The sequence below is a fragment of the Klebsiella sp. GN_Kp190 genome, assembly GCF_040061795.1.
Taxonomy (GTDB): domain Bacteria; phylum Pseudomonadota; class Gammaproteobacteria; order Enterobacterales; family Enterobacteriaceae; genus Klebsiella; species Klebsiella michiganensis.
This window is the reverse complement of sequence record NZ_JBEAFN010000016.1, coordinates 71,879-97,157: the sequence shown is the minus strand read 5'-3', so window position 1 is coordinate 97,157 and position 25,279 is coordinate 71,879. Positions and strand designations below refer to the sequence as shown.

Sequence of the window (25,279 nt, the reverse complement as noted above, 5' to 3'; positions counted from 1 at the left end):
GGGCAAGTTGTTCTCACGCCTCTTAAAGCTGCGTGGCGCTGAAGTAGTGCTCCGGCTGCGCGATGCGATCCTGAGCCGCCACAACCTGTAGCTCATACTCCTGCATATTTTTTGTCGCCAGCATGATTTCATACACCGCGGCGGTCACGTGCTCCAGCGCATCGCGCAGTCCCGCGCCCTGCAGCAGCTTAACCAGCAGCAGCCCGCTGGTGACATCGCCGACGCCCACCGGCTGGCGCATGCCAAAATCCACCAGCGGACGGCTGATATGCCAGGCTTCCTGCGCGGTGACCAGCAGCATTTCAAAACGATCCATACTCAGCCCGGCCCGCGAAAGATGCTTCACCAGCACCACTTCCGGCCCCTGTGCAATCAGCTCGCGCGCGGCCAGCACCGCTTCGTTAACGTTCGCCACCGGATGCCCGCAGAGGATCTCCAGCTCAACCAGGTTTGGCGCAATAATATCGCTCGCCGGCAGCGCATAGCGTACATGAAACTCCGCGACGCCGGGCGCTACGATACAGCCCTTTTCAGGGTGCCCCATGACCGGATCGCAGAAATATTTCGCGGCCGGATTGGCGCTTTTCACCTGACGCACGATGCCAAGAATATGTTCGCCCTGTTCCGCCGATCCCAGGTATCCGCTTAATACCGCGTCACAGCGCTGCAGCTGGTTAATATCGGCAATCCCCTGAACAATTTCCGTCAGATGCGCTGGCGGCATCACGCAGCCGGTCCACTTTCCGTATTGGGTATGGTTGGAGAATTGTACGGTATTAAGCGGCCAGACGTTGGCGCCAAGGCGGCGCATCGGAAATTCAGCGGCGCTGTTGCCCGCATGGCCAAACACAACGTGGGACTGGATGGCGAGGATATTCTTCATCTTGATTACCTGAGAGCAAAAAATAAGGGGCGCGGTTTCCCACGCCCCTGCCTTTACGCAATTACTTCCAGCAGACCAGACAGTAATTTTTCTTACCGCGACGCAGTAAGGTGTAGCGACCAAAGAGACGGTCGGCATCAACAAATACGTATTCCGGGTCGGACTGTTTTTCGCCGTTGATGGTCACCGCATTGGATGCGATGGTTTTACGCGCCTGACCGCGGGACGGCTGCAGTTCAGAATCCACCAGCGCCTGCATCAGATCGGCGCCTTTATCCATTTCGATCATCGGCACGCCATCCTGCGCCAGCTGTTCGAAATCGGCTTCGCTCAAATCGCTCAGGTTACCGTTGAACAGGCTCTCGGTAATGCGTTTTGCCGCCACCAGACCTTCTTCACCGTGCACCAGGCGGGTCACCTGTTCGGCCAGCACATACTGGGCGCGCGGTGCTTTACCGCTGTTTTTGTCTTCTTCTTCCAGGGCATTGATTTCAGCCATGTCCATAAAAGTGAAGAACTTCAGGAAGCGATAAACGTCGGCATCCGCGGTGTTGATCCAGAACTGGTAGAACTTGTACGGACTGGTTTTCTTCGGATCCAGCCACACTGCGCCGCCTTCGGTTTTACCGAATTTCGTGCCGTCCGCCTTGGTGATCAGCGGAACTGTGAGGCCAAAGACCTGGTTCTGGTGCAGACGACGGGTCAGGTCGATACCGGAGGTAATGTTGCCCCACTGGTCAGAACCGCCGATTTGCAGCGCCACGCCGTGCAGTTTGTTCAGGCAGGCAAAGTCGTACCCCTGCAGCAGGTTGTAGGAGAACTCGGTAAAAGAGATGCCCTGGTCGTCACGGTTCAGACGCTGCTTCACCGCTTCTTTGTTGATCATCTGGTTTACCGAGAAGTGCTTGCCGATATCACGCAGGAAAGTCAGCACGTTCATGCTGCCAAACCAGTCGTAGTTGTTGGCGGCAATGGCAGAATTTTCACCGCAATCAAAGTCGAGGAAAGGCGCGACCTGTTTGCGGATTTTATCTACCCACTCCTGCACGGTATCTTCAGTGTTCAGTTTACGCTCCGCGGCTTTAAAGCTCGGGTCGCCAATCAGACCGGTCGCGCCGCCCACCAGGGCAACCGGTTTATGGCCGGCCATCTGGAAGCGTTTCAGGCATAACAATGGAACAAGATGCCCCAAATGCAAGCTGTCAGCGGTGGGATCGAAGCCGCAATAGAGCGCGATCGGGCCTTGCGCCAGTCGCTCTGCTAACGCTTCTTCGTCCGTCACCTGGGCTATCAGCCCCCGCTCCTGCAATTGTTTAATCAAGTTACTGCTTGCCATCAAATTCTCCATCTATAAAACGACTGCACCTCTGCCGGTACACGACTTTTCGCCAGACGCGAAAAAAATATCTACGCAAAATTATTCAAGCTGCGTCGCCGCGGCAAGCATGTGAAAGCCCAGGGAACTTACTCAGGTAAGCGACAGAGCCAGGCAGGCGCAGCTAACAAAGATGCAGCTTGAAAAATGAAGCGTATAGAATAAAGCGCCGGGCCACGATGCACCAGCGCTTAACACAACATTTTTGCGTCCTTTATGGCGCCAGTCGGTCGATTTGCCAGCCGCCGTTTTGCCGCTGGTAGAGAAAACGATCGTGCAGACGATGCTCGCCGCCCTGCCAGAACTCCATCTGTTCGATACTGACGCGGAATCCGCCCCAGAAGCTCGGCAGCGGCACTTCGCCCTGCTGGAATTTTTGCTTAAGCTCGAGGAACTTACTCTCAAGGATGCCGCGCGCCGAGATACGGCTGGACTGCTGCGACACCCATGCGCCAATCTGACTATCGCGCGGACGGCTATGGAAATATTTCACCACTTCCAGCGTTGAAAGGCGTTCCGCTTTACCGATAACCATCACCTGACGTTCCAGCATATGCCATGGGAAAAGCAGGCTGATGCGGGGATTTTTTTCAATCTGATGGGCTTTGCGGCTGCCGAGGTTGGTATAGAACACCAGGCCTTTCTCATCGTAGTGCTTGAGCAACACGATGCGCTGGTAAGGCTGCGAGTTTTCATCGACGGTCGCGACAACCATCGCCGTTGGGTCAGCGAGCTTTGCGTCACAGGCCTGACGCAGCCAGCGCTCAAAGAGTGCCAGAGGTTCGGCGGGAAGATCGTGGCGGCGCAGGCCACCACGGGTATACTCACGGCGCAGGTGCGCGATTTGCTGCAATTCGTCGTTATCAGACATGGCAATTGAGAAAATAATCAAAGGGTAGCGTTATTGTGCGCCCCCATGGCTGAAATCTCAACGTTTGGCGGTTTGCAGCTGACAGTTTTCCAGCACGATACGGTCCCGTTTATAGACGGTGGCGCTATCGCCCTTCGACCAGAAGACGTAAACGCCATCGGTATAGCGCGCGCCAGAAGCGGAGAGCCCCTGCTGTAAATTGAGCCGCTGATTATCGTAAATAAAGCTGACCTGCTGGCGAGTATGATTGAGATGGACGGTCAACGGTTTCTGGTCACACTGATACTCGAGGGTGTCCGTATTCATCCGCTCGACAAACTGGTTGTAATAGCTACAGCCCGCCAGCATAAAAGGTACAGCAAGAATAAGAATTTTTTTCATCAATTTGCCTTCGACTTTCCCGGTCCGGGAAGGCATAACGCCCTCCCTCAACGCTGTCCAGTTTACGAAGAAACCGGCGCGGGTGATTTCAGTTAACTCTGATTTTGCGGCGGATTGGCCGGAAAAATCGCACCAAGCACGGAAGCTTGCGACGCGCCGGTCACGGAAGGGAGATTGCCGGGTAGTCCGGCAAGCGTCCGCCACGCCAGCCATGCGAAAGCCAGCGCCTCCATATCATCACCGCTGATCCCCGCCTCATCGGTCGTCGATACCTCGGTTCCCGGCAGCAGCGCCGCCAGACGGGCCATCAGAAGCGGATTGCGCGCCCCGCCGCCGCATACCAACAGACGTTCACATCCCCCGCTGAGCAGCACCTGTTCACTGATGCTGACGGCGGTCAGCTCCGCAAGGGTCGCCTGAACGTCCTGGGCGCGAAGCCCCGGATAACGCGCCAGATGCTGCGACAGCCAACCGTAGTTAAAGTATTCACGACCGGTGCTCTTTGGCGCCGGCAGCGCAAACCACGGATCGCTTAGCATATCCTGCAGCAACGGCAGCACAATTTTACCCTCGCTGGCCCACTGTGCGTCTTTATCGAAGGGTTTACCGCACTGACGCCAGACCCACGCATCCATCAGCATGTTGCCCGGGCCGGTGTCGTAGCCGCGCACCGGCAGACCTGGCGCCAGCAAAGAGAGGTTGGCGATCCCGCCAATATTGAGAACCATTCGACGCTCAACCGGGTGCGCCAGCAGCGCGTGGTGGAACGCCGGGACCAGCGGCGCGCCCTGCCCGCCGAGCGCCATATCGCGACGGCGAAAGTCCCCGACCACCGTCACGCCGGTATGCGCGGCAATCTGGTTATTGTCGCCAATCTGCAGAGTATGCGGCGCATCGCCTGCTGGCTCATGCCAGACCGTTTGGCCGTGGCAGCCGATAGCGATGATGTCCGCCGCCTTAAGCTTTTCCTGAGCCATCAATGCCAGAACCGCATCGGCAAATAGGCGTCCCAGGCGCGTATCGAGACGCCCCAGCTGCGAAAGAGTCAGCGGCTGCCCCTGGCAGATGGCCAGGATATCTTCTTTAATCGCGATGGGGATGGGATAGGTCAGGCTGGCCTGCTGGGCAACCAGATTTTCATTAATTGCTGCGAGAACAACATCAACACCATCAAGGCTGGTGCCGGACATAACGCCGATAAAGCGGCCTGATTTCATACGCTTTCCTTCATTCCATGACTCTCGTATATCCCCACACTCCATCATAAACGAGGGGGCAAAGCTACGCTGCTATAATACTTTTTAACAATACAAGCAGCGCTGCCGGTTCTTAGGGTAAAGAACTTGTGTTTAGTTTAGGTTGAGACGACTCTGATTATTATTTTTTGTATAGTCGTTGCATCTGCTATGCCAGCAGACGCTTAAATGCCATATAATTGGCTACAAGGAAGTTCAACAGAACGCTTCTTGGTGAACAGGAGATTCATAAATGATTTTACGTGTTTTGGCTGTCTCGATGATTGGTTTTACGCTTGCAGGCTGCGTCAGCAGCAGCGGCCTGTCCGGCGATGTTTACTCCGCATCTGAAGCCAAACAGGTCCAGAGCGTGACCTACGGCACCATTGTGCATACCCGTGCGGTGCAGATTCAGGGCGGAGATGACAGCAACGCCATCGGCGCTATCGGCGGCGCGGTGCTCGGCGGCTTCCTCGGTAACACCATTGGCGGCGGCACGGGTCGCTCCCTGGCAACGGCGGCAGGCGCTGTCGCCGGCGGCGTAGCCGGTCAGGGCGTACAGGGCGCGATGAACAAAACTCAGGGCGTTGAGCTGGAAATCCGCAAAGATGACGGTAACACCATCATGGTCGTGCAGAAGCAAGGCAGCACGCCGTTCTCCGTCGGCCAGCGCGTAGCCATTGCCGGCAGCGGCAGCCAGGTGACGGTCTCCCCGCGCTAAATCTTCTCTCTGCGGCCCGGACGGGCCGCTTATTGATATAAAATACGTATTATTTTCCCAGCGTAAATAAATAATTCATATATATTTATATTTTTCTTTCATACATGCACTAATTTGCGCCCGCGCAATATTCCGCCCGTCACCATCAAGTATTCTCCAGCCAGTATTATTTAAACATTGCGGCAATTCTGTCGTTTTACCTTCGCATTTTTCAGGGATGTTGACTATGCGCGTTAATATAAAAAGCTTACCCTATCGGATATTTATTTACGCTATCGCGTGCAGTCTTTCTATTGCTGTGGTTAATTTTATTACCACCTCATTAATTCATCGTATTTCTACAACATCATCCATGCTTTTCCCCGTGCTGACTATTTCACTGATGGGCTTTCATATTATGATTGCCTGCTTTATGGGCATGAAATATCTGTGTGATAAAAAACAGCTGTACCTGGCCCCGATAGCCTTCGCGTTTACCTGCTCGGCCCTGCTGATGCTGGGAACGATAGGCAGCTATCCCGACTGGCTGGTCTGCGCTCAGGGGCGCGAGATCAATCAAAATGACGCGCTGATTTTTTATTTTTTCCGCAACGTAATGATGGCTGTTTTATTTATAACCTCAATTATTTTATATCGCATCCGACATATTACCGGCCACTCAAGAAAAATTCACGGTGCGGTGCTCAGTAGTTGTTTTATTTTTATCACCGCAACGCTCATATTATCGTGGGTTCATTCAAGCAACTCGCCGTTGCTAAGCATTGAATTCATTGACAATCTAACCTACACCTTTACGCCACTATGGCATAATCGCATTGGCTGGCTATTAATTATCATATGGTCATTAACGCTGATTTTACTGATCGGCCTGACTCGGCTGCGTAATATATTCTGGTACAGCGGCGCTTTTTTTTGTACCGCCTATATCTTTACGCTGCTGGTGCTGCTCTCCACGGTTAGCGGTAACGCTCACTCCTGGAACCAGGCGCGGCTTTTTGAAACGCTGAGCACCCTGTTTCTGATTTTAATTCTGCTTGGTGACGTTTTTATACTCTATCGTGAATCAAACGAAAGATACGTCCGCTCTTACCAGAACTCGATTCGCGATCCCCTGACCCGGCTGTATAACCGCAGCTATTTCTATGACACCCTGACTCAGCGGTTGTCGAAGGCTTCCGCTTCACAGCCGCTGTCGGTTATCGTCTGCGACCTCGATCGCTTTAAGCGCATCAACGACACCTACGGTCACGTGCAGGGAGATAAGGTGATTCAGTTTGCTGCCAGCGTGTTGCAGAACAACGTGCGCCAGGACGACGCTGCCGCGCGTATCGGCGGGGAAGAGTTTGCCGTGCTGCTGGTGAATATCGGCGCCAACGAAGCGCTGGCAATCGCCGAACGTATCCGCCTGTCGGTCAGCGAGAAGCAGGAGGGATTACCGGAGAGAATGACCATCAGTATGGGCGTGTTCACCACGCAGGATGCGCACGTTTCGGCAGAAGAGTGCGTTAAGCGCGCGGATACCGCGATGTATGAAGCGAAAAACAGCGGGCGTAACCGCGTAGTGGTCTGGCGTGAATAAATAAAAAAGAGGCCTTGAGAGTCCTCAAGGCCTCGCTAAGGTCAATCTTTTGCCTGGAGATCGAGAATATTGTGTTCAAGTTTACGAATCAAATTAAGCAGCGTTTCCACCTCTTCCTTAGATACGCCGGCCAGAATCTCATCACGCGTTTTGCCGATAACCTCTTCCATTTCGTTGATCAGAGGCTCGGCTTTTTCGGTAAGCTTGATACGTTTTGCCCGCCGATCGTTAGCACAGGTCTGGCGAGAAATAAGCCCTTTCTCCTCCAGCTGGTCGAGCGTGCGAACCAGCGACGGCTGCTCAATACCAATGGCTTTCGCCAGCTGAATCTGCGACTGTTCAGGCGGCAGCTGGTGAATGTTATGCAGCGTGACCCAGTGCGTCTGCGTTAACTCCAGAGGTTTCAGGCGATGGTCGATTAGCGCGCGCCAGACGCGCACCAAACGTGCCAGATCAGAACCAAGTGGCGATTCCAATTTCATCTCCTTATAATTAGCTTGCTAAGTTATTATACTGATTTTAGAATAGTGTGCAGCATTTAAATTACCAAAACAAATGAATTACCCGATTCACTAAAATCAGAACAATGATTTACAATGTGAATAATCGCATAACCTGAACATTCTTCCTGCAACGGCAAAGGATTTTTGCTTGTGAAACTGAGTCTTAACACTGCCGGATTGTCGCTCCAGGACCTGGTTTTCGGCGCTTCTGTCTATTTCCCTCCCGTCTTTAAAGCCGTTTTGCTGGGCTTTTTTATCTGGTTGATTATCCACCGCCAGCTGCGGGACTGGATGTATGCAGGCGAGATTTGGCATCCCCTGCTAATGGACCTTTCCTTCTTTGCGCTCTCCGTCTGTCTGGCGCTGGTTTTACTGACTATCTGGTAATGTTCATTACATGAAGAAACTAAAATACTTATCCACGCTGCTGGTCGCCGCGCTGGCTATTATTGCCGCCTGGCTGGTCTGGAATTACTACACGCAATCCCCGTGGACCCGCGACGGCAAGGTCCGCGCCGAGCAGGTTGGCGTCACGCCCCAGGTTTCCGGCAGCATCCTGCAGCTCAACGTGCGCGACAACCAGCTGGTTAAAGCGGGAGACGTGCTGTTCAGAATCGATGACACGCCTTATAAAATCGCCCTGCTCAACGCCCGGGCGCAGCTTGCTAAAGCCAAAGCGGAAGTCGCCCGCGCGCAGGCAGAACAGAAAAAAGCCGCCAGCGATGCCAGCCGTCGGCGTCATCTTTCACAGAACTTTATCTCGGCAGAGGATTTAGAAAACGCCAATACCGCGCTGAATACCGCCACGACCAACCTCGAAGCCGCTAAGGCCGTGGTTGGCGTGGCGCAGGCAACCCTCGATCACGCCCAATGGCAGCTCACGCAGACGGAAATAAAAGCGCCGGTTGACGGCTGGGTCACCAATCTCTCAACCCGGGTTGGCGACTACGCCGCCGTTGGCCACCCGGTTTTCGCCCTCGTGGACAGCCGCTCCTTCTACGTGGTGGGTTATTTTGAAGAAACGAAACTGCGCAATATCCGTCCCGGTGACAGCGCGCAGATCATTCTTTATAGCAGCAAGCAGAAGTTACAGGGTCACGTGAGCAGCATCGGACGCGCCATCGTCGACCAGAGCGTGGAGAGCGGCGGCGATCTGGTAGCGAACATTAAACCGAATATTCCGTGGGTCCGACTTGCCCAGCGCGTACCTGTGCGTATTGAGTTTGATCACTTGCCGCCGGATACCATCCTGGTCTCCGGTACCACCTGCACCGTAGCCATCGGCGCGCAATAATGAAGCTGCAGGCTCTGACGTGGCGCTCGCTCCCGTGGATTAAGGCCAGCCGTCCGCAGTGGCGCTATGCCTTGCGTAACGGGATTGCCATGTGCCTGGCGCTGAGCGTCGCCTACTGGCTGAATCTTGACGAACCCTACTGGGCGATGACCTCCGCCGCGGTGGTCAGTTTTCCCACCGTCGGCGGGGTGATCAGCAAAAGCTTCGGGCGTATTGCCGGCAGCCTGCTCGGCGCCTGCGCGGCGCTGCTGCTGGCCGGGCATACGCTCAACGATCCGTGGCTGTTTCTGTTCAGCATTTCGGCGTGGATAGCCCTCTGCACGTGGGCCTGCGCGATGTTTACCAATAACGTCGCCTACGCTTTCCAGCTTGCGGGCTACACCTGCGCGATTATCGCGTTCCCGGTTATCAATATCACCGACGCGAACGAACTGTGGACTATCGCCCAGTCGCGCGTCTGCGAAGTCATCGTCGGTATTTTGTGCGGCGGGCTGATGATGATGATCTTACCGAGCACCTCCGATGGCGCTACGCTGCTGACGGCGCTGAAAAACATGCATGCGCGCCTGCTGGAACACGCCAGCCTGCTGTGGGTGCCGGAAACGACCGATGCCATTCGCACCGCGCACGAGAGCGTGATCGGGCAAATCCTGACCATGAATCTGCTGCGCATTCAGGCCTTCTGGAGCCACTATCGCTTTCGTCGGCAAAACCCGCTGCTGAACTACCTGCTGCATCAACAGCTGCGAATGACCAGCGTGATTTCGAGCCTGCGGCGAATGCTGCTCAACTGGCCCACCGCGCCCGCCCGCACCCGCGAGATACTGGAGTCGTTGCTCAACGAGTTATCTCATGCCAACGCCGACGCCCTGAGCGTTGCCCGCATCATCGCTCCGCTGGCGCCCCCCGCGGACGCTGACTACCGGCATATCGCCTTCTGGAAGCGTCTGCGCTACTTCTGTCGTCTCTATCTGGAGAGCAGCCGCTGGCTCAGGCGCATCGAAAACGCCAGCGCGATAACCGAATTTAACGTACCTTCCGCGCCAGCGCTGGCTCGCCATACCGATCAGGCCGAAGCCTTATGGAACGGCGTACGCACCTTTTGCGCGCTGGTGATGGTCGGCGCCTGGGGAATTAGCACCCAATGGCAGGCCTGCGCTGCAGCCCTGACCCTGGCGGCGATCTGCTGCGTGCTCTATTCGGTCTCTCCTTCGCCGTTTAAGTCACTAACGCTGCTGATGCGTACCCTGATCCTGCTTTCACTCTTTAGCTTTGTGGTGAAGTTTGGCCTGATGGTGCAGATAACCGATTTATGGCAGTTCTTGCTGTTTCTGTTTCCCCTGCTGACCACCATGCAGCTGCTGAAACTCCAGATGCCTAAGCTCGCCGGACTGTGGGGGCAGCTGATTGTATTTATGGGGTCGTTTATTTCGGTGACCAACCCGCCGGTCTACGACTACGCATCGTTTCTTAACGATAATCTGGGCAAAATCATCGGCGTCGGCCTTGCCTGGCTGGCGTTCGCCATCATCAGCCCGGGTTCAGACGCGCGTAAAAGCCGCCGTCATATCCGTGCGTTACGGCGTCACTTTGTCGACCAGCTAAGCCGCCGCCCGCAGCATAGCGAGCATGAATTTGAATCGCTGGTTTATCACCACATCAGCCAGCTCAGCAATAGCCAGGATGCGCTGGCGCGCCGCTGGCTGCTGCGCTGGGGCGTGGTTTTGCTCAACTGTTCCCACGTGGTGTGGCAGCTTCGCGAGTGGGAAACCCGTTCCGACCCGCTATCGCAGGTGCGCGATTTATGCATCAGCCTGCTGCGGGATGTGATGAGCGAGCGCGGGGTACAGCAGCGGCCACTCGCCTCGACGCTGCAGGAGCTGCAGCGCATCTGCGACGCGCTTAATCACCACCACCAGCCGGCAGCCAAAGAGCTGGCGGCGGTTATCTGGCGACTGTGGTGCGCGCTGTCGCAGCTGGAACAGGCGCCCATTGCCGGCACCTTAACGGAAAGAACTACTTAATCACGCCGCAGGCGAACCGCTCGCCGCCGCCGCCAAGGGGCTGCGGGCTATCGGACATATTGTCGCCCCCCACGTGAATCATCAGCGCCTTCCCTTTAACCTCATCCAGCGTTTTTAAGCGCGGCGCGACCACCGGCTGGGTTGCTTTACCGTCGTTATTGACCACCAGGAACGGCAGATCGCCGAGGTGACCGGCGCCGTCGGGACCTTCATGCTTACCGGTTTTTTGCGGATCGTAGTGCCCGCCTGCTGCGCCAGCGGCGACGGCTTTACCCTCTTTAATCGCGGGCTGGCAGCTGCCGTTGGCGTGGATATGGAAGCCGTGCTCGCCGGGAGGCAGCGCCTTCAGGTCTGGCGTAAATTCCAGGCCTTTCGCGGTTTCGCTGATTTTAACGCTACCGATAGCCTGACCGACGCTCTGGCTGGTGACAAGATTGATATCGACGCTTTCACTGGCCGCCTGCGCGCCTGCGCACGCGGCCAGGGTAAGTATGGCGAGAATACATCGTTGCATAACACCTCCTTAATGGCTCTGTCGCTACTAAGTGTAGGCCATTGCGGAGGTGATGGGGTTTACGGAACGTCGTAGCCTAACGCCGCTTTGCGGATACGGAACCACTGCTGGCGGGACATCTTCAGCTTTTCGGCCACCACTGCGGAACGCACGCGCTCTATTTTCCCTGAGCCAATAATCGGCAACGGCTGCGACGGCAGGCGCAGGATCCAGGCATACACCACCTGCTCAATGCTCTCCGCATTCAGCTCCTGAGCAACGCGCGCCAGCTCATCGCGCAGCGGCTGGAAGCTGTCGTCGTTAAACAAACGACCGCCGCCGAGGCAGGACCAGGCCATCGGGCGAATACGCAGCTGCTGAAGCTGATCCAGCGTACCGTCAAGCAGCAGCGGCTGATGAACCGGAGAAATTTCCACCTGGTTGGTCGCCAGGGTAAACGGCAGGCGCGACTGCAGCAGGGTAAACTGGGCGGGGGTAAAGTTCGATACGCCGAAGTGACGAACCTTGCCGCTATGGTGAAGGGCCAGGAAGGCTTCCGCCACTTCATCCGCATCCATCAGCGGGTCCGGACGATGAATCAGCAGCAGGTCAATATGGTCGGTGGCAAGGTTACGCAGCGACTGCTCCGCGCTGAGAACAATATGGTCGCGGTCGGTAATATAGTGGCCGATGGTGTTTTCCGCCCGCGCTTTCGTGGCAATCCCGCACTTGGTGACAATTTCCATCCTGCTGCGCAGATGCGGCGCCAGCTTTAGCGCTTCGCCAAACGCCGCCTCGCAGCGATAGTCACCGTAAATATCGGCATGATCGATGGTGGTAATGCCCAGATCCAGGTGTTGCTCAACAAAGCCCACCAGCGCCTGAGCGGACATATTCCAGTCCATCAGACGCCAGTAGCCCATCACAAAACGAGAGAATTCCGGCCCCTGCGGAGCCATAGCAATACGCTGAACCATAACAGCTTCCTCAATAAAAAAGTGCCCTGAGTATACGCAATTTTAGGCTTAAAACAGTGAGGGTTGCTGCGGTTCTTCCGCACTATCCTGCTTAGCTGCGCGTAATTTGCGCAGTAGCCGCTGACGGCACAGACGCAAAACATCCTGCTTTTGCGCATCGCTCATTTTCTGCCAGTTGAAACGCTCGTCGCGGCTACGCATACACCCCCGACAGTAGCCGCGTTCATCAGACTGACAAATCCCCCGGCACGGACTCTGTACCGGGAAGAATTCCAGTTGTTCAGCCACTTCGCCTCTCCTGCCGCTCATCTCTTTCTTTATTGAAGACGTTTCATCCGCCGTACGCAAATTTTGTTCATCAGCCTCTGCGCCAGGCGGCATTTTTAATTATGACTTGCATTAGACCAATCGGTCTATTACAGTGAACGCCATGAACAAGCACAGTGAATGTAACACCCGCGAACATATCCTGGCCACCGGCGAGCAGCTCTGCATGCATCGGGGGTTTACCGGTATGGGTCTGAGCGAACTGCTGAAAACAGCGGAGGTGCCGAAAGGCTCTTTCTATCACTACTTTCGCTCTAAAGAAGCCTTTGGCGTTGCGCTGCTCGACCATCACTACGCCGGATATCTTCAGCGCCTGGTCGATCATTTTGACCACGGCGAGGGGAACTATCGCGATCGCCTCCTGGCCTACTATCAGCATACGCTGACGCAGTTTTGCCAGCAGGGCATCATCAGCGGCTGTCTGACGGTGAAGCTGTCGGCAGAGGTCTGCGATCTATCGGAAGATATGCGCACCGCGATGGATAAAGGCGCCAGCCAGATCATCGTTCTCCTCGGCGACGCGCTGGAGAAAGGCCGTCAGGAGGGCAGCCTTGCGTTTGACGGAGACGCCTTAACGCTCTCGCAGGTGCTTTACTCCCTGTGGCTGGGGGCGAATCTGCAGGCTAAAATTACGCGTAGCGCAACGCCGCTGGAAAGCGCCCTTGCCCACGCCAAACGTATTATTGCTGCGCCTGCCGTTTAACAGGCGTTTTTATTTACCCCGTTTCAAGACGACCGGTCTACTCAGGAGTCATTATGTCAGAATCAAAGTTGTTTACCCCGTTGAAAGTGGGTGCGGTAACCGTACCGAATCGCGTGTTTATGGCTCCGCTGACGCGTCTGCGCAGCATTGAACCGGGCGATATTCCTACCCCGCTGATGGGCGAATACTACCGCCAGCGCGCCAGCTCAGGTCTGATTATTTCCGAAGCCACCCAGATCTCCGCTCAGGCTAAAGGCTACGCGGGCGCACCGGGCCTGCACAGCCCGGAGCAGATTGCCGCTTGGAAAAAAATCACCGCCGGCGTACACGCCGAAAACGGGCGTATTGCCGTTCAGCTGTGGCACACCGGGCGCATTTCCCACAGCAGCATTCAGCCGGGTGGCGCCGCGCCGGTTGCGCCATCGGCCATTAGTGCGGGCACCCGTACCTCGCTGCGTGATGAAAACGGCCACGCTATTCGCGTAGACACCTCGATGCCGCGCGCGCTCGAAACCGCCGAGATCCCGGGGATCGTTGATGATTTCCGCCAGGCGGTAGGCAACGCCCGCGATGCCGGTTTTGACCTTGTCGAACTGCACTCCGCGCACGGCTACCTGCTGCACCAGTTCCTTTCCCCTTCTTCCAACCATCGTACTGACCAGTACGGCGGCAGCGTGGAAAATCGCGCTCGCCTGGTGCTGGAAGTGGTTGATGCGGCGAGTAAAGAGTGGAGCGCCGACCGTATCGGGATTCGCGTCTCGCCTATCGGCAGCTTCCAGAACGTCGATAATGGCCCGAATGAAGAAGCCGACGCGCTCTATCTCATCGAAGCGCTGGCCAAACGCGGTATTGCTTACCTGCATATGTCCGAGCCGGACTGGGCTGGCGGCCAACCGTACAGCGATGAATTCCGTCAGAAAGTCCGCGACCGCTTCCCGGGCGCTATTATCGGCGCTGGCGCCTACACGGTGGAAAAGGCAAACGATCTGATCGGTAAAGGCCTGATCGATGCCGTGGCCTTCGGTCGCGACTATATTGCCAACCCGGATCTGGTCGCGCGCCTGCAGAAGAAGGCCGCGCTGAATCCGCAGCGTCCGGAAAGCTTCTACGGCGGCGGCGCGGAAGGTTATACCGATTACCCTACCCTGTAATCCCTCCATTGATAGCGGCGGGTTATCGCCGCTATACTCAACGCTCTGATGTATCAAAACAAACTGCATAGGGGACATTATGCGCTTACTTCACACCATGCTGCGCGTTGGCGACCTGCAACGTTCTATTGAGTTTTACACCAACGTGCTGGGCATGAAACTGCTGCGCACCAGCGAAAACACTGAGTATAAATACTCGCTGGCATTCGTGGGTTACGGCGAAGAGAGCGATACCGCCGTGATTGAGCTGACCTATAACTGGGGCGTTGATAAGTACGATCTCGGCAGCGCTTATGGCCATATCGCGCTCAGCGTTGAAAACGCGGCCGAAGCCTGCGAGCGTATCCGCCAGAACGGCGGCAACGTGACCCGTGAAGCCGGCCCGGTCAAAGGCGGCACCACCGTCATCGCCTTCGTCGAAGATCCGGATGGCTATAAAATTGAACTGATTGAAGAGAAAGACGCCGGAAAAGGCCTCGGCAACTAATCGGCTGCGGGCACCCGCGGTGCCTGCTGTTTTATCCCCTTCCTGCTGCAAGCCGCGGCAAAATTTGCCATAATGCGCGCTACTTTTTTCCAGCTAAGAGAATCTGATGTCCGAGAACGTTCAACTTAATGGTCTGTGCGACCGTTTTCGCGGTTTTTATCCTGTGGTAATCGATGTTGAAACCGCCGGGTTTAATGCCAAAACCGACGCCCTGCTGGAGATCGCCGCTATTACGTTGAAAATGGATGAGGAAGGCTGGCTGATGCCGGACGAAACGCTGCATTTTCATGTTGAGCCTTTTGAAGGCGCCAACCTGCAGCCCGAAGCGCTGGCTTTTAACGGTATTAACCCTAACGATCCCGAGCGCGGCGCGGTGAGCGAATACGATGCGCTGCACGCGATTTTTAAAATGGTCCGCAAGGGAATGAAAGAGAGCGACTGCAGCCGCGCGATTATGGTCGCGCATAACGCCACGTTCGATCACAGCTTTACCATGGCGGCGGCAGAGCGGGCTGGCCTGAAACGTAACCCCTTCCATCCGTTCGTGACCTTCGATACCGCGGCTCTGAGCGGCCTGGCGCTGGGTCAAACGGTGCTGTCGAAAGCCTGTATTGCCGCGGGAATGGCATTTGATGGTACCCAGGCACACTCGGCGCTTTACGATACCCAGCAAACCGCCAAACTGTTCTGCGAAATCGTCAACCGCTGGAAGCGCCTTGGCGGCTGGCCATTACCCGTGGCCGAAGAGTAAGCGATAAAAAAAGCGACTTCACCGGAAGTCGCTTTTTTATTGGCAGCCGAATTACTCTGCTTTCGGTTCGTCAGTCTTGTACTTCGCGGCCGTTTCTTTGATCAACTGCTGCAGTTCGCCGCGCTGATACATTTCAATCACGATGTCACAGCCGCCGACCAGTTCACCGTCAACCCACAGCTGCGGGAAGGTCGGCCAGTTAGCGTATTTCGGCAGCTCTGCGCGGATGTCCGGATTTTGCAGGATATCGACGTAGGCAAAACGTTCGCCACAGGCGGAGAGCGCCTGAACGGCCTGAGCGGAGAAACCGCAGCTTGGCAGCTTCGGCGACCCTTTCATGTACAGCAGGATCGGGTTTTCAGCGATTTGACGTTGGATTTTTTCTAAAGTCGTGCTCATTGTCGTGCTTCCTTAAACTTCTTTACGGCAGTAATTTGTCATTGTAGCGCCCTGGGCGCAGGACCGATAATAACATTTTTTTCACTTGCCACATTTTATCTTCTGTCGGCATAAGTTGCCTTAAAAATATCATTTTATTGCTATACGCGGCAACGCGTTGCGCGTTTTTCACGCGCGGGTACCGCTGACGGAAGCATTTTTTTGCAAATGTTAACCAAACGAGACGTTAGATACAAAAGAGTAGTAACTCTCCACGATTTTATGCTTTAGAATCGATGCGGTTTGTCATTCATCGTCAGGCATCTGTATATGTCTGTAATTTAATCAGGGGATTGCTCAGTGGCGCGTCTTAACAAAATCGCGATTTCGCTCTGTGCATTACTTTTCACATCTATTTCACTTACGCCGCTGGCGCATGCTTCCGGGCATACGCACGCTTCGGCCACGCCAAAAGCGCATCCGGCCAAGGGCACGACCGCAGAGCGTAAGAAAAAAGCAGCCAGTTCTAAAAGTAAAACCACCGCCAAAACCCCCAGCAAGAAAACGTCGACCGCCAGCCGCAGCAAATCAACCGCGTCACGCCAGACTGCCAGCGCCACAAAAAAATGCGTTCTGCGCAAAGGCTATAAAAAACTGTGCGCCAGCTCGACAAGGTCGATAGCGGAAAGCAAGCTGGCAACCGCAAGCGTGCAGAAAAAGTGCGTGGTGCGTAAAGGCTATAAAAGCCGCTGCAAACCGGTTGCCGACGAGCCGCAGCTGACCATCGCCGACGCGCATAAAGCTCGGGTACAAAAGGCGCAAAGCACCGCCATGTCCAAGCTGATGGATCAGATTGGCAAACCCTATCGCTGGGGCGGCACCTCTCCGCGTACCGGGTTTGATTGTAGCGGTCTGGTCTATTACGCCTATAAGGACCTGGTTAAAATTCACATTCCGCGCACCGCCAATGAGATGTATCACCTGCGCGACGCCCGTCCGGTGGATCGCGGCGAGCTGCAAAGCGGGGATCTCGTCTTCTTCCGCACCCGCGGGCGCGGCACTGCCGACCATGTCGGGGTTTACGTTGGCAACGGCAAATTTATCCAGTCTCCGCGTACCGGCCGCGATATTCAGATCACCTCATTAAGCGACGATTACTGGGTACGCCACTACGTTGGCGCGCGTCGCGTCATGACGCCGAAAACCATTCGCTAATTGTGCCTTGCCGCTGCGGCGGCAGGGTAACTCTCTCTTTTGCCACATCTTTTAATTTGCTACTATTATTACCCTGCGTAATACATGGTTATTGCGCAGGCAAACTATAAAAAGGAGAGTAGCAATGTCGTTCGAATTACCTGCATTACCATATGCAAAAGACGCCCTGGCGCCGCACATTTCCGCAGAAACCCTGGAATACCACTACGGTAAACACCACCAGGCCTACGTCACCAACCTGAATAACCTGATCAAAGGCACTCCGTTTGAAGGCAAAACTCTGGAAGAGATCGTGCGTTCTTCCGATGGCGGCGTTTTTAACAACGCCGCTCAGGTCTGGAACCACACCTTCTACTGGAACTGCCTCGCGCCTAACGCCGGCGGCGAACCGCAAGGCGAACTGGCGGCGGCTATCGCTAAGTCCTTCGGCAGCTTCGCTGATTTCAAAGCCAAATTCACCGACGCAGCGGTAAAAAACTTCGGCGCAGGCTGGACCTGGCTGGTGAAAAACGCCGACGGTAGCCTGGCCATTGTCTCCACCAGCAACGCCGGTACGCCGCTGACCAGCGACGCGACTCCGCTGCTGACCGTGGATGTCTGGGAACACGCTTATTACATCGACTACCGTAACGCCCGTCCGAACTATCTGGAGCACTTCTGGGCGCTGGTAAACTGGAAGTTTGTTGCTGCTAATCTGGCTGCATAAAAGCAAACCGCAGAAGCCTTGCAGCTTCTGCGGTTATTGTATGACTTCACGCAATATTAACGGTTGGCGAACGCCTCTTCCGGCTGCGCCCGGCCGCTGAACAGCACCAGCAGTAGCGCCACGCCTGCGATAATCGCCCCCATCACCGGGACAAAGGCATAGCCCAGGCCGCCAGAGATCACCGCGCCGCCCGCCGCCGCGCCCAGCGCGTTTCCGAGGTTAAAAGCCCCAATATTGACCGATGATGACAGCCCCGGCGCTTCGTGGGCGACGCGCATCACGCGCATCTGCAAAGGCGGCACCACCGCAAAGGTCGCCGCGCCCCAGACCACCATACTGATTGCCGCGCCCACCTGCGATTGCGCCAGCAGCGGGATCGCCAGCATGATAACCATCAGCAGCAGCAGAAAGCCCTTCAGCGTCCCGCTAACGGAACGGTCGGCAAACTTACCGCCAAGGTAGTTACCCAGCGAGAAGCCGACGCCAATCAGCACCAGCATGGCGGTCACAAACAGCGGAGAGGCGTGGGTGATGGTATGCAAAACGGGAGAAATATAGGTATAAAGCGTGAACATCGCCCCTGCCCCCAGTACCGTCGTCAGCAGCGCCGACAGCACCTGCGGACGCATCAGCACGGAAAGCTCCTGCTTGACGTCAGGGCGCTCGCCGGCGCTGCCCTTCGGTAGAGAAAACCACAGACCGATAATCGCAATCACGCCCAGCCCCGCCGTGGCAAGAAACGACATCCGCCAGCCGATGGTTTCGCCCAGCCAGGTCGCCGCGGGAACGCCGCCGATATTCGCTATCGTCAGCCCCATAAACATCGTCGCCACGGCGCTGGCCTGTTTGTGTTTTGGCACAACGCTCGCCGCCACCACCGAACCCAGGCCGAAGAAGGCGCCGTGGTTAAGGCTGGTAATAATGCGCGACAGCAGCAGCGTGGTGTAATCCGGAGCAATGGAAGAGAGTACGTTACCGAGGGTAAAAATCGCCATCAGAAAGATCAGCGCATTTCTGCGCGCGCGGTGGGAGAGCAGCAGAGTCATCAGCGGCGCGCCGACCATCACGCCGATGGCATAGGCGCTAATCAGCATTCCCGCCGCCGGAATCGAAACGTCCACGCCTTTAGCGATAACCGGTAATAGCCCCATCGGGGAGAACTCGGTTGTGCCGATACCAAAGGCACCGATCGCCAGCGCGAGCAGGGGAAAATTGATTTTCATGCAGGGACTCCATCAGGCCGCCTTCCGCGACGGCATCTCATCAGAAGTCAAAAGCATGACATCAATCACAGAAAAACAAAAGTGAACGAAATGGCAAAAGATTTTTGCGAAAATGATAATAATGGCGGAGAGAAAGGGAGAGCGGCCCCTCCCTTATCGCATAATTAGTGCAGTACGGCGGTCAAGCCTGCGGCAACAATCAAACCAAGAACAATAATCGTTGTCGTCAGCGAAAACTTTAAATTTGTATCCATCAATTTTTCCCCCTGATTATCCCCACATGAAAAGTGAGCTTGCTCATTTTTACACAGAATAGCGTAAAAATCTTCCGAGATTTAGAGTGATGCACATTTTTGCTCTTCCCCTTTGCCCCAAGATCGGACAAAATCCCACGCTAATTTGAAAGCGTATCGGCCATTGACCCCTTCCTGTCGTTCTGTGTCGTTTTCCCGACGTGATGCCATGCTCAATTTTGGCGCCAGGGTGTGTACAGGCAAACGTTTACGTACCGATAAACAGACGATCAGGTCAAGGTCTGGAGTGAGAAGTAATGGCAACTATTAAAGATGTAGCGAAGCGCGCAAACGTTTCCACTACAACAGTGTCACATGTGATTAACAAAACCCGATTCGTTGCGGAAGAGACGCGCAATGCGGTGTGGGCGGCAATAAAAGAACTGCATTACTCCCCCAGCGCCGTTGCCCGCAGCCTGAAGGTCAATCACACCAAATCTATTGGTCTGCTGGCAACCAGCAGCGAAGCGGCCTATTTCGCTGAGATTATCGAAGCCGTCGAGAAGAGCTGCTTCCAGAAGGGCTACACCCTGATCCTCGGCAACGCGTGGAACGACCCTGAGAAACAGCGCGCCTATCTGTCAATGATGGCGCAGAAACGCGTAGACGGCCTGCTGGTGATGTGCTCCGAGTATCCGGAGTCGGTGTTAAGCATGCTGGAAGAGTATCGTCATATTCCGATGGTAGTGATGGACTGGGGCGAGGCAAAAGCCGACTTCACCGACTCGGTTGTCGATAACGCCTTTGAAGGCGGCTATATCGCCGGGCGCTACCTTATTGAGCGCGGGCATCGCGATATCGGCGTGATCCCCGGCCCGCTGGAGCGTAACACCGGCGCAGGCCGGCTGGCAGGTTTTATGAAAGCGATGGAAGAGGCGCAGATTAGCGTTCCGGAAAACTGGATTGTGCAGGGTGATTTTGAGCCGGAATCCGGCTACCGCGCCATGCAGCAGATTCTCGGCCAGCACCCTCGCCCAACGGCCATCTTCTGCGGCGGGGATATTATGGCGATGGGCGCCATCTGCGCGGCGGATGAAATGGGTCTGCGCGTGCCGCAGGATATTTCGCTGATCGGTTATGATAACGTGCGCAACGCCCGCTACTTTAGCCCGGCGCTGACCACCATTCATCAGCCTAAAGACTCTCTTGGCGAAGCGGCGTTTAACATGCTGCTGGACCGCATCGTTAATAAGCGTGAAATCTCGCAGTCGATTGAAGTCCACCCTCGCCTGGTCGAGCGCCGTTCCGTGGCCGATGGCCCGTTTGTTGATTATCGCCGTTAACCTTTCCCGCGGCGTCGGTCATTCCGGCGCCCGCAGCCACTCCCGGTTTAGCGTTTCGCTATCGCCAAGGTAATCCAGCAGCCATAGCAGCGCCGGCGAGGCATCGCTTTGCTGCCACGTCAGGCAGCATGCGGCGTCCGGGAAGGGGTTCTCCAGCTCCAGCGCCGTCCATGCGCCGCTATCAAGCCACGGGCGCGCTAAATGCCCGGGTACCATACCGACGCACAGTCCGGCGGAGAGACAGGTTTCTGAGGCATCCCAGTCCGGCACCACCACCCTCTTCTGGTTATCCAGCAGCCAGGTGGTCCGCTTCGGCAGCGAGCGCGAGGTATCCTCCCTGACCAGCGACGGCCAGTTGCGCAGGACGTCATCGCTCAGAGGCCCGGCCATTTTGGCCAGCGGATGGTGGCTCGCGACGACGCAGTCCCAGCTCAGCATTCCCATATCGCGAAAGGCGTAGCGGCCTCCTACCGGAATTGAGCGCGTCGCGCCGATGGCCAGCTCCACGCGACCGTCGGCGAGCGCATCCCAGACGCCGTTGAACACCTCCTGAAAAACAATCAGTTCGACGTCATCAAAATGACGATAGAAATCAACGATCATCTGCCGCATGCGCGTGGGTTTAACGATATTATCCACCGCAATAGAGAGCTGCCCGCGCCAGCCGTTGGCTATCTGCTGGCACTGCTGGCGGGTGATCTGCATTTTTTTGATAACAGAACGCCCCTCCTGTAAAAACCAGACGCCGGCCGGCGTTAATTCCACATCACGATGACGGCGTTCGAACAGCGGTACCGCCAGCCACTCCTCCAGCTGACGCACGGTATAGCTGACGGCCGAGGGTACGCGGTGCAGTTCCTGCGCTGCGGCGCTAAAGCTGCCGTTACGGGCGACAGCATCGACAACTTCAAGCGAGTATTCGGACCACATTTTCTGCCTGCAAAATTTTTGAATTCACCTGACAAATATTAGCGTTTCACAAGCCTTAATGCACTCCCTACACTCTGCGCCATCGTACCTGCAACAATAAAAAGAGAAGATGATGCAACAACCTGGGAAAGGATTTTTAGTCTGGCTGGCAGGACTCAGCGTACTGGGCTTTCTGGCGACCGATATGTATCTTCCGGCTTTCGCCGCCATGCAACAAGATTTGAACACTTCTGCAGCCTCCGTCAGCGCCAGCCTGAGCCTGTTCCTGGCAGGCTTTGCGCTGGGCCAGCTTTTCTGGGGGCCCCTTTCCGATCGCTATGGCCGCAAGCCGGTGCTGTTGAGCGGGCTGGCCATTTTTGCTATCGGCTGTCTGGGGATGCTGTGGGTTCGCGATGCCAACCTGATGCTCGCGCTGCGATTTATTCAGGCCCTGGGGGTTTGCGCCGCCGCGGTGACCTGGCAGGCGATGGTCACCGATTATTATCCAGCGCAAAGAACCAACCGGATTTTCGCCGCCATTATGCCGCTGGTCGGTTTATCGCCGGCGCTGGCGCCGCTGCTCGGCAGCTGGCTGCTGGTCCATTTTGAATGGCAGGCTATTTTTGCCGTGCTGTTCGCGATTACCCTGCTGCTGATGCTGCCCGCCCTGCGCCTGAAGCCAGCGAACAAACCGGCTGCCAGCGCCCAGCAGAAGCTCACGTTTCTCACCCTGCTGCGCTCGCGCGAGTATAGCGGTAACGTGCTCATCTACGCCGCCTGTTCCGCCAGCTTTTTTGCCTGGCTGACGGGGTCGCCGTTTATTCTTCATGAAATGGGCTATGGCCCGACCGTTATCGGCCTGAGCTACGTTCCGCAAACTATCGCGTTTCTGGTGGGCGGTTATGGCTGCCGCGCGGCGCTGCAAAAATGGCAGGGCCAGCAAATTCTGCCCTGGCTGCTGACGATTTTCGCCCTCAGCGTCGCCGCCACCTGGCTGGTAGGCCTGCGGGAAAACGCCACGCTCGTTGGTTTGATGATTCCGTTCTGCGCCATGGCGGTGGTGAATGGCGGTATTTACCCTATCGTCGTCGCGCAGGCCCTGAAGCCATTCCCGCAGGCGACCGGTCGCGCCGCTGCGCTGCAAAACACCCTGCAGCTTGGCCTCTGTTTCCTTACCAGCCTGCTGGTCTCGACGCTGATTGCCACCCCGCTGCAAACGACCACCAGCGTGATGCTGGTCTCCATCGTGCTGGCCGGGATGGGCTACCGCATGCAGCACAAAGCCGCGCATCTGGAAACAAAATCGTCACATGCTTAAGGTAATGTGCTGATAGTGCTAAGATCCAGTAATTAGCTTGCTAAGATATTTTTGTTGAAAGCCTGTTTTTAGCGGCCTATACTGGATCCGGCGTCACATAAATAGAAAACTAATTGATTTTAACGGGAGCAGGATGCATCCCGTTTCACCATGGAAGGCCTTTCGGCAAGGGTTACCTCCCTTCCTCTGTTCTACGTCGGATAGCAGCCTCACGGATTATCCGTGAGATTTCTCACAAAGCCAAAAAAGCGTCTACGCTGTTTTAAGGTTCTGATCACTTGGGCGTGATGGAGAAGCTATGAGTTCATCGTGTATAGAAGAAGTAAGTGTACCAAATGATGACTGGTACCGAATTGCAGCTGAATTATTAGGCCGTGCGGGCATTGAAATTAATGGTCCTGCTCCCTCCGACCTGCGAATTAAAAACCCTCTCTTTTTTAAGCGCGTTTTACAGGAAGGGTCGCTGGGGTTAGGCGAGAGCTATATGGACGGCTGGTGGGATTGTGAGCGGCTGGATATATTTTTCCATAAAGTTTTACGCGCCGGTCTGGAAAATCAGCTTCCCCATCATTTCAAAGATACCTTGCGTATCGCCAGCGCACGCTTATTCAATCTGCAAAGTAAAAAACGATCCTGGATTGTCGGTAAAGAGCATTACGATTTAGGTAACGATCTGTTCAGCCGCATGCTCGACCCCTATATGCAGTACTCTTGCGCTTACTGGAAAGACGCGCAGACTCTCGATGACGCGCAGCAGGCAAAATTAGATCTGATCTGCCGTAAACTTGAGCTTGAGCCAGGGATGCGGGTGCTGGATATCGGCTGCGGCTGGGGCGGGCTGGCTTACTACATGGCCAAACATTACCAGGTCAGCGTGGTTGGCGTGACCATCTCGGCAGAGCAGCAGAAAATGGCGCAGCAGCGCTGCGCGGACCTCGACGTCACTATCCTGCTCCAGGACTATCGCGACCTGCACGAAAGCTTCGATCGTATTGTTTCCGTCGGCATGTTCGAACATGTCGGGCCTAAAAATTACGCCACCTATTTTGATGTGGTCGATCGTAATCTGAAACCCGACGGTCGTTTCCTGCTGCATACTATCGGTTCGAAAAAAACCGATCATAGCGTTGACCCGTGGATTAACAAATATATCTTCCCTAACGGCTGCCTGCCGTCGGTGCGCCATATTGCCGAAGCCAGCGAATCGCATTTCGTTATGGAAGACTGGCATAATTTTGGTGTCGACTACGACACGACGCTGATGGCCTGGTATGAGCGCTTCCTCGCCAGCTGGCCGGAAATCGCCGACAACTACTCGGAACGCTTCAAACGTATGTTTAGCTATTATCTGAATGCCTGCGCTGGCGCTTTCCGCGCGCGCGATATTCAGCTCTGGCAGGTGGTTTTTTCTCGCGGGGCCGAACACGGCCTGCGCGTGGCCCGCTAAAAATATCCCCCGCATCGGCGGGGGTATTTTTTACTCGGCCGCCGTTTTCAGTGCCGCCTCTTTCGCCGCCAGCACGCGCTCGACGGTATCGATGACCGCCTGAGTCTGCGGATCGATTTCAATATTCACCCGATCGCCCAGCTTTTTCACCCCAAGCGTGGTGCGCTGCAGCGTTTCCGGAATTAAATGAACGCAAAAGCGGGTTGGCGTCACTTCACCGACGGTGAGGCTAATCCCATCTACGCCGATATAGCCTTTATAGAGGATATATTTCATCAACGTCGGGTCCTGAACCTTAAACCAGATCTGGCGGTTATTTTCCGAGGTGAGAATTTTCACTACTTCCGCGGTGGTCATAATATGGCCGGACATCAGGTGACCGCCAATTTCATCGCTGAATTTCGCCGCGCGCTCAACGTTAACGCTGTCGCCCTCGCCAACCTCGCCCAGATTAGTTATACGCAGGGTCTCTTTCATCAGGTCAAAACTCACTCGCGCGCCGTCTATATGGGTGACGGTCAAGCAGCAGCCGTTGTGCGCTACGGAAGCCCCGGTTTCGAGCCCCGCCAGCATATGCTCAGGCAGCTCCACGACGTGGGTGCGAAAGTTAGGTTTTTCATCGATCGCCACCACTTTGGCGGTCCCCTGCACAATACCGGTAAACATATTTTGCTCCTGTATAAATTCGTGACGGTATCAGTACCGTTTTAGGCTATGACGAACAATAACAGGTGGCAAAACAGGTTGCCAGC

Annotated in this window: 28 protein-coding genes; 14 read left to right on the top strand and 14 right to left on the bottom strand. The window is 55.7% G+C overall.

The annotated features are described in order from the left end of the window. Nucleotides 1–22 precede the first annotated feature (22 nt). The 5 genes from pdxY to anmK form a co-directional block, all read right to left on the bottom strand. Nucleotides 23–883: a pyridoxal kinase PdxY gene (gene pdxY, locus ABLU67_RS12835; protein ID WP_009654806.1), complete on the bottom strand. Its 861-nt coding sequence runs from the start codon at nt 881–883 to the stop codon at nt 23–25. A gap of 61 nt (nt 884–944) precedes the next feature. After that, the gene (gene tyrS / locus ABLU67_RS12830; RefSeq protein ID WP_004851444.1) at nt 945–2,219 is read right to left on the bottom strand and encodes a tyrosine--tRNA ligase; all 1,275 of its coding nucleotides are present in this window, start codon (nt 2,217–2,219) and stop codon (nt 945–947) included. A gap of 253 nt (nt 2,220–2,472) precedes the next feature. Then, a complete protein-coding gene (pdxH, locus tag ABLU67_RS12825) occupies nt 2,473–3,129 on the bottom strand; it encodes a pyridoxamine 5'-phosphate oxidase (RefSeq protein ID WP_004851446.1) in 657 nt (218 codons plus the stop codon). Between the two features lie 57 nt (nt 3,130–3,186). After that, complete coding sequence (gene mliC / locus ABLU67_RS12820; RefSeq protein WP_077599002.1) at nt 3,187–3,510, bottom strand: C-type lysozyme inhibitor; 324 nt, start codon at nt 3,508–3,510, stop codon at nt 3,187–3,189. 92 nt (nt 3,511–3,602) lie between these two features. Next, a complete protein-coding gene (gene anmK, locus ABLU67_RS12815; protein WP_032748924.1) occupies nt 3,603–4,727 on the bottom strand; it encodes an anhydro-N-acetylmuramic acid kinase in 1,125 nt (374 codons plus the stop codon). A 271-nt stretch (nt 4,728–4,998) separates the two neighbouring features. Between anmK and slyB the strand changes: the two genes are divergently transcribed. Both slyB and ABLU67_RS12805 read left to right on the top strand, forming a co-directional pair. Next, nucleotides 4,999–5,466, top strand: a complete 468-nt coding sequence (slyB, locus tag ABLU67_RS12810; protein WP_004851450.1) for an outer membrane lipoprotein SlyB — start codon at nt 4,999–5,001, stop codon at nt 5,464–5,466. Nucleotides 5,467–5,692: 226 nt separating this feature from the next. Next, nucleotides 5,693–7,045 (top strand): GGDEF domain-containing protein, encoded by a 1,353-nt coding sequence (locus ABLU67_RS12805; RefSeq protein WP_064357277.1) that lies wholly within the window; start codon nt 5,693–5,695, stop codon nt 7,043–7,045. Between the two features lie 41 nt (nt 7,046–7,086). On the opposite strand, the gene slyA is transcribed toward ABLU67_RS12805, so the two are convergent. Continuing rightward, nucleotides 7,087–7,527, bottom strand: a complete 441-nt coding sequence (gene slyA, locus ABLU67_RS12800) for a transcriptional regulator SlyA (protein WP_016810099.1) — start codon at nt 7,525–7,527, stop codon at nt 7,087–7,089. Nucleotides 7,528–7,698: 171 nt separating this feature from the next. Here slyA and ABLU67_RS12795 point away from each other — a divergent pair, with 171 nt between their 5' ends. The 3 genes from ABLU67_RS12795 to ABLU67_RS12785 are packed head-to-tail and all read left to right on the top strand — an operon-like array spanning nt 7,699 to nt 10,866. Then, a complete protein-coding gene (locus ABLU67_RS12795) occupies nt 7,699–7,935 on the top strand; it encodes a DUF1656 domain-containing protein (protein WP_004851455.1) in 237 nt (78 codons plus the stop codon). A gap of 10 nt (nt 7,936–7,945) precedes the next feature. Further along, a complete protein-coding gene (locus ABLU67_RS12790) occupies nt 7,946–8,842 on the top strand; it encodes an HlyD family secretion protein (RefSeq protein ID WP_014229597.1) in 897 nt (298 codons plus the stop codon). After that, nucleotides 8,842–10,866: an FUSC family protein gene (locus tag ABLU67_RS12785; RefSeq protein ID WP_025105834.1), complete on the top strand. Its 2,025-nt coding sequence runs from the start codon at nt 8,842–8,844 to the stop codon at nt 10,864–10,866. The genes ABLU67_RS12790 and ABLU67_RS12785 overlap by 1 nt, the downstream gene beginning before the upstream one ends. Here ABLU67_RS12785 and sodC read toward each other — a convergent pair. From sodC to ABLU67_RS12770, 3 genes are read right to left on the bottom strand one after another with little or no spacing between them, the layout of a single operon-like run. Beyond that, entirely contained in the window at nt 10,859–11,380 is a 522-nt protein-coding gene (gene sodC / locus ABLU67_RS12780) for a superoxide dismutase [Cu-Zn] SodC (RefSeq protein ID WP_004119475.1), read from the bottom strand. The genes ABLU67_RS12785 and sodC overlap by 8 nt on opposite strands. Nucleotides 11,381–11,439: 59 nt before the next feature. Further along, nucleotides 11,440–12,336, bottom strand: coding sequence for an aldo/keto reductase family oxidoreductase (locus ABLU67_RS12775; protein ID WP_009654772.1), 897 nt, complete (start codon nt 12,334–12,336; stop codon nt 11,440–11,442). A gap of 48 nt (nt 12,337–12,384) precedes the next feature. Continuing rightward, complete coding sequence (locus tag ABLU67_RS12770) at nt 12,385–12,645, bottom strand: DUF1289 domain-containing protein (protein WP_162140793.1); 261 nt, start codon at nt 12,643–12,645, stop codon at nt 12,385–12,387. A 121-nt stretch (nt 12,646–12,766) separates the two neighbouring features. Between ABLU67_RS12770 and ABLU67_RS12765 the strand changes: the two genes are divergently transcribed. The 4 genes from ABLU67_RS12765 to rnt all read left to right on the top strand — a co-directional run bounded on the left by ABLU67_RS12765 (nt 12,767) and on the right by rnt (nt 15,755). Next, complete coding sequence (locus tag ABLU67_RS12765) at nt 12,767–13,366, top strand: TetR/AcrR family transcriptional regulator (protein ID WP_014229601.1); 600 nt, start codon at nt 12,767–12,769, stop codon at nt 13,364–13,366. A 53-nt stretch (nt 13,367–13,419) separates the two neighbouring features. Further along, the gene (locus ABLU67_RS12760; RefSeq protein WP_004851469.1) at nt 13,420–14,517 is read left to right on the top strand and encodes an alkene reductase; all 1,098 of its coding nucleotides are present in this window, start codon (nt 13,420–13,422) and stop codon (nt 14,515–14,517) included. 79 nt (nt 14,518–14,596) lie between these two features. Next, entirely contained in the window at nt 14,597–15,004 is a 408-nt protein-coding gene (gene gloA / locus ABLU67_RS12755; RefSeq protein WP_004119471.1) for a lactoylglutathione lyase, read from the top strand. Between the two features lie 106 nt (nt 15,005–15,110). Beyond that, on the top strand, nt 15,111–15,755 hold the full coding sequence (gene rnt, locus ABLU67_RS12750) for a ribonuclease T (RefSeq protein WP_049071466.1): 645 nt from the start codon (nt 15,111–15,113) through the stop codon (nt 15,753–15,755). A gap of 51 nt (nt 15,756–15,806) precedes the next feature. On the opposite strand, the gene grxD is transcribed toward rnt, so the two are convergent. Continuing rightward, on the bottom strand, nt 15,807–16,154 hold the full coding sequence (grxD, locus tag ABLU67_RS12745) for a monothiol glutaredoxin 4 (protein ID WP_004102692.1): 348 nt from the start codon (nt 16,152–16,154) through the stop codon (nt 15,807–15,809). Nucleotides 16,155–16,493: 339 nt separating this feature from the next. On the opposite strand from grxD, the gene ABLU67_RS12740 reads away from it, so the two are divergent. Together ABLU67_RS12740 and sodB are read left to right on the top strand one after the other, a co-directional pair. Beyond that, entirely contained in the window at nt 16,494–17,348 is an 855-nt protein-coding gene (locus tag ABLU67_RS12740) for a C40 family peptidase (protein ID WP_348852322.1), read from the top strand. Between the two features lie 124 nt (nt 17,349–17,472). Continuing rightward, nucleotides 17,473–18,054 carry a superoxide dismutase [Fe] gene (gene sodB / locus ABLU67_RS12735; RefSeq protein ID WP_004851476.1) on the top strand — a complete coding sequence of 194 codons (582 nt, stop codon included), beginning with the start codon at nt 17,473–17,475 and terminating at the stop codon, nt 18,052–18,054. A 56-nt stretch (nt 18,055–18,110) separates the two neighbouring features. On the opposite strand, the gene ABLU67_RS12730 is transcribed toward sodB, so the two are convergent. Together ABLU67_RS12730 and ABLU67_RS12725 are read right to left on the bottom strand one after the other, a co-directional pair. After that, entirely contained in the window at nt 18,111–19,277 is a 1,167-nt protein-coding gene (locus ABLU67_RS12730; RefSeq protein ID WP_004851479.1) for an MFS transporter, read from the bottom strand. 164 nt (nt 19,278–19,441) lie between these two features. Continuing rightward, the gene (locus ABLU67_RS12725; RefSeq protein ID WP_049082851.1) at nt 19,442–19,531 is read right to left on the bottom strand and encodes a YnhF family membrane protein; all 90 of its coding nucleotides are present in this window, start codon (nt 19,529–19,531) and stop codon (nt 19,442–19,444) included. 296 nt (nt 19,532–19,827) lie between these two features. Here ABLU67_RS12725 and purR point away from each other — a divergent pair, with 296 nt between their 5' ends. After that, nucleotides 19,828–20,853 (top strand): HTH-type transcriptional repressor PurR, encoded by a 1,026-nt coding sequence (gene purR / locus ABLU67_RS12720; RefSeq protein ID WP_004851481.1) that lies wholly within the window; start codon nt 19,828–19,830, stop codon nt 20,851–20,853. A gap of 18 nt (nt 20,854–20,871) precedes the next feature. Here purR and punR read toward each other — a convergent pair whose 3' ends face one another. Next, complete coding sequence (punR, locus tag ABLU67_RS12715; RefSeq protein WP_004851483.1) at nt 20,872–21,783, bottom strand: DNA-binding transcriptional activator PunR; 912 nt, start codon at nt 21,781–21,783, stop codon at nt 20,872–20,874. 112 nt (nt 21,784–21,895) lie between these two features. Between punR and punC the strand changes: the two genes are divergently transcribed. Both punC and cfa read left to right on the top strand, forming a co-directional pair. Beyond that, nucleotides 21,896–23,080 carry a purine nucleoside transporter PunC gene (punC, locus tag ABLU67_RS12710; protein ID WP_046878483.1) on the top strand — a complete coding sequence of 395 codons (1,185 nt, stop codon included), beginning with the start codon at nt 21,896–21,898 and terminating at the stop codon, nt 23,078–23,080. Between the two features lie 298 nt (nt 23,081–23,378). Beyond that, complete coding sequence (gene cfa / locus ABLU67_RS12705; RefSeq protein ID WP_046878484.1) at nt 23,379–24,527, top strand: cyclopropane fatty acyl phospholipid synthase; 1,149 nt, start codon at nt 23,379–23,381, stop codon at nt 24,525–24,527. Nucleotides 24,528–24,557: 30 nt separating this feature from the next. On the opposite strand, the gene ABLU67_RS12700 is transcribed toward cfa, so the two are convergent. Continuing rightward, nucleotides 24,558–25,193 (bottom strand): riboflavin synthase, encoded by a 636-nt coding sequence (locus tag ABLU67_RS12700; protein WP_004851490.1) that lies wholly within the window; start codon nt 25,191–25,193, stop codon nt 24,558–24,560. Nucleotides 25,194–25,279 lie beyond the last annotated feature (86 nt).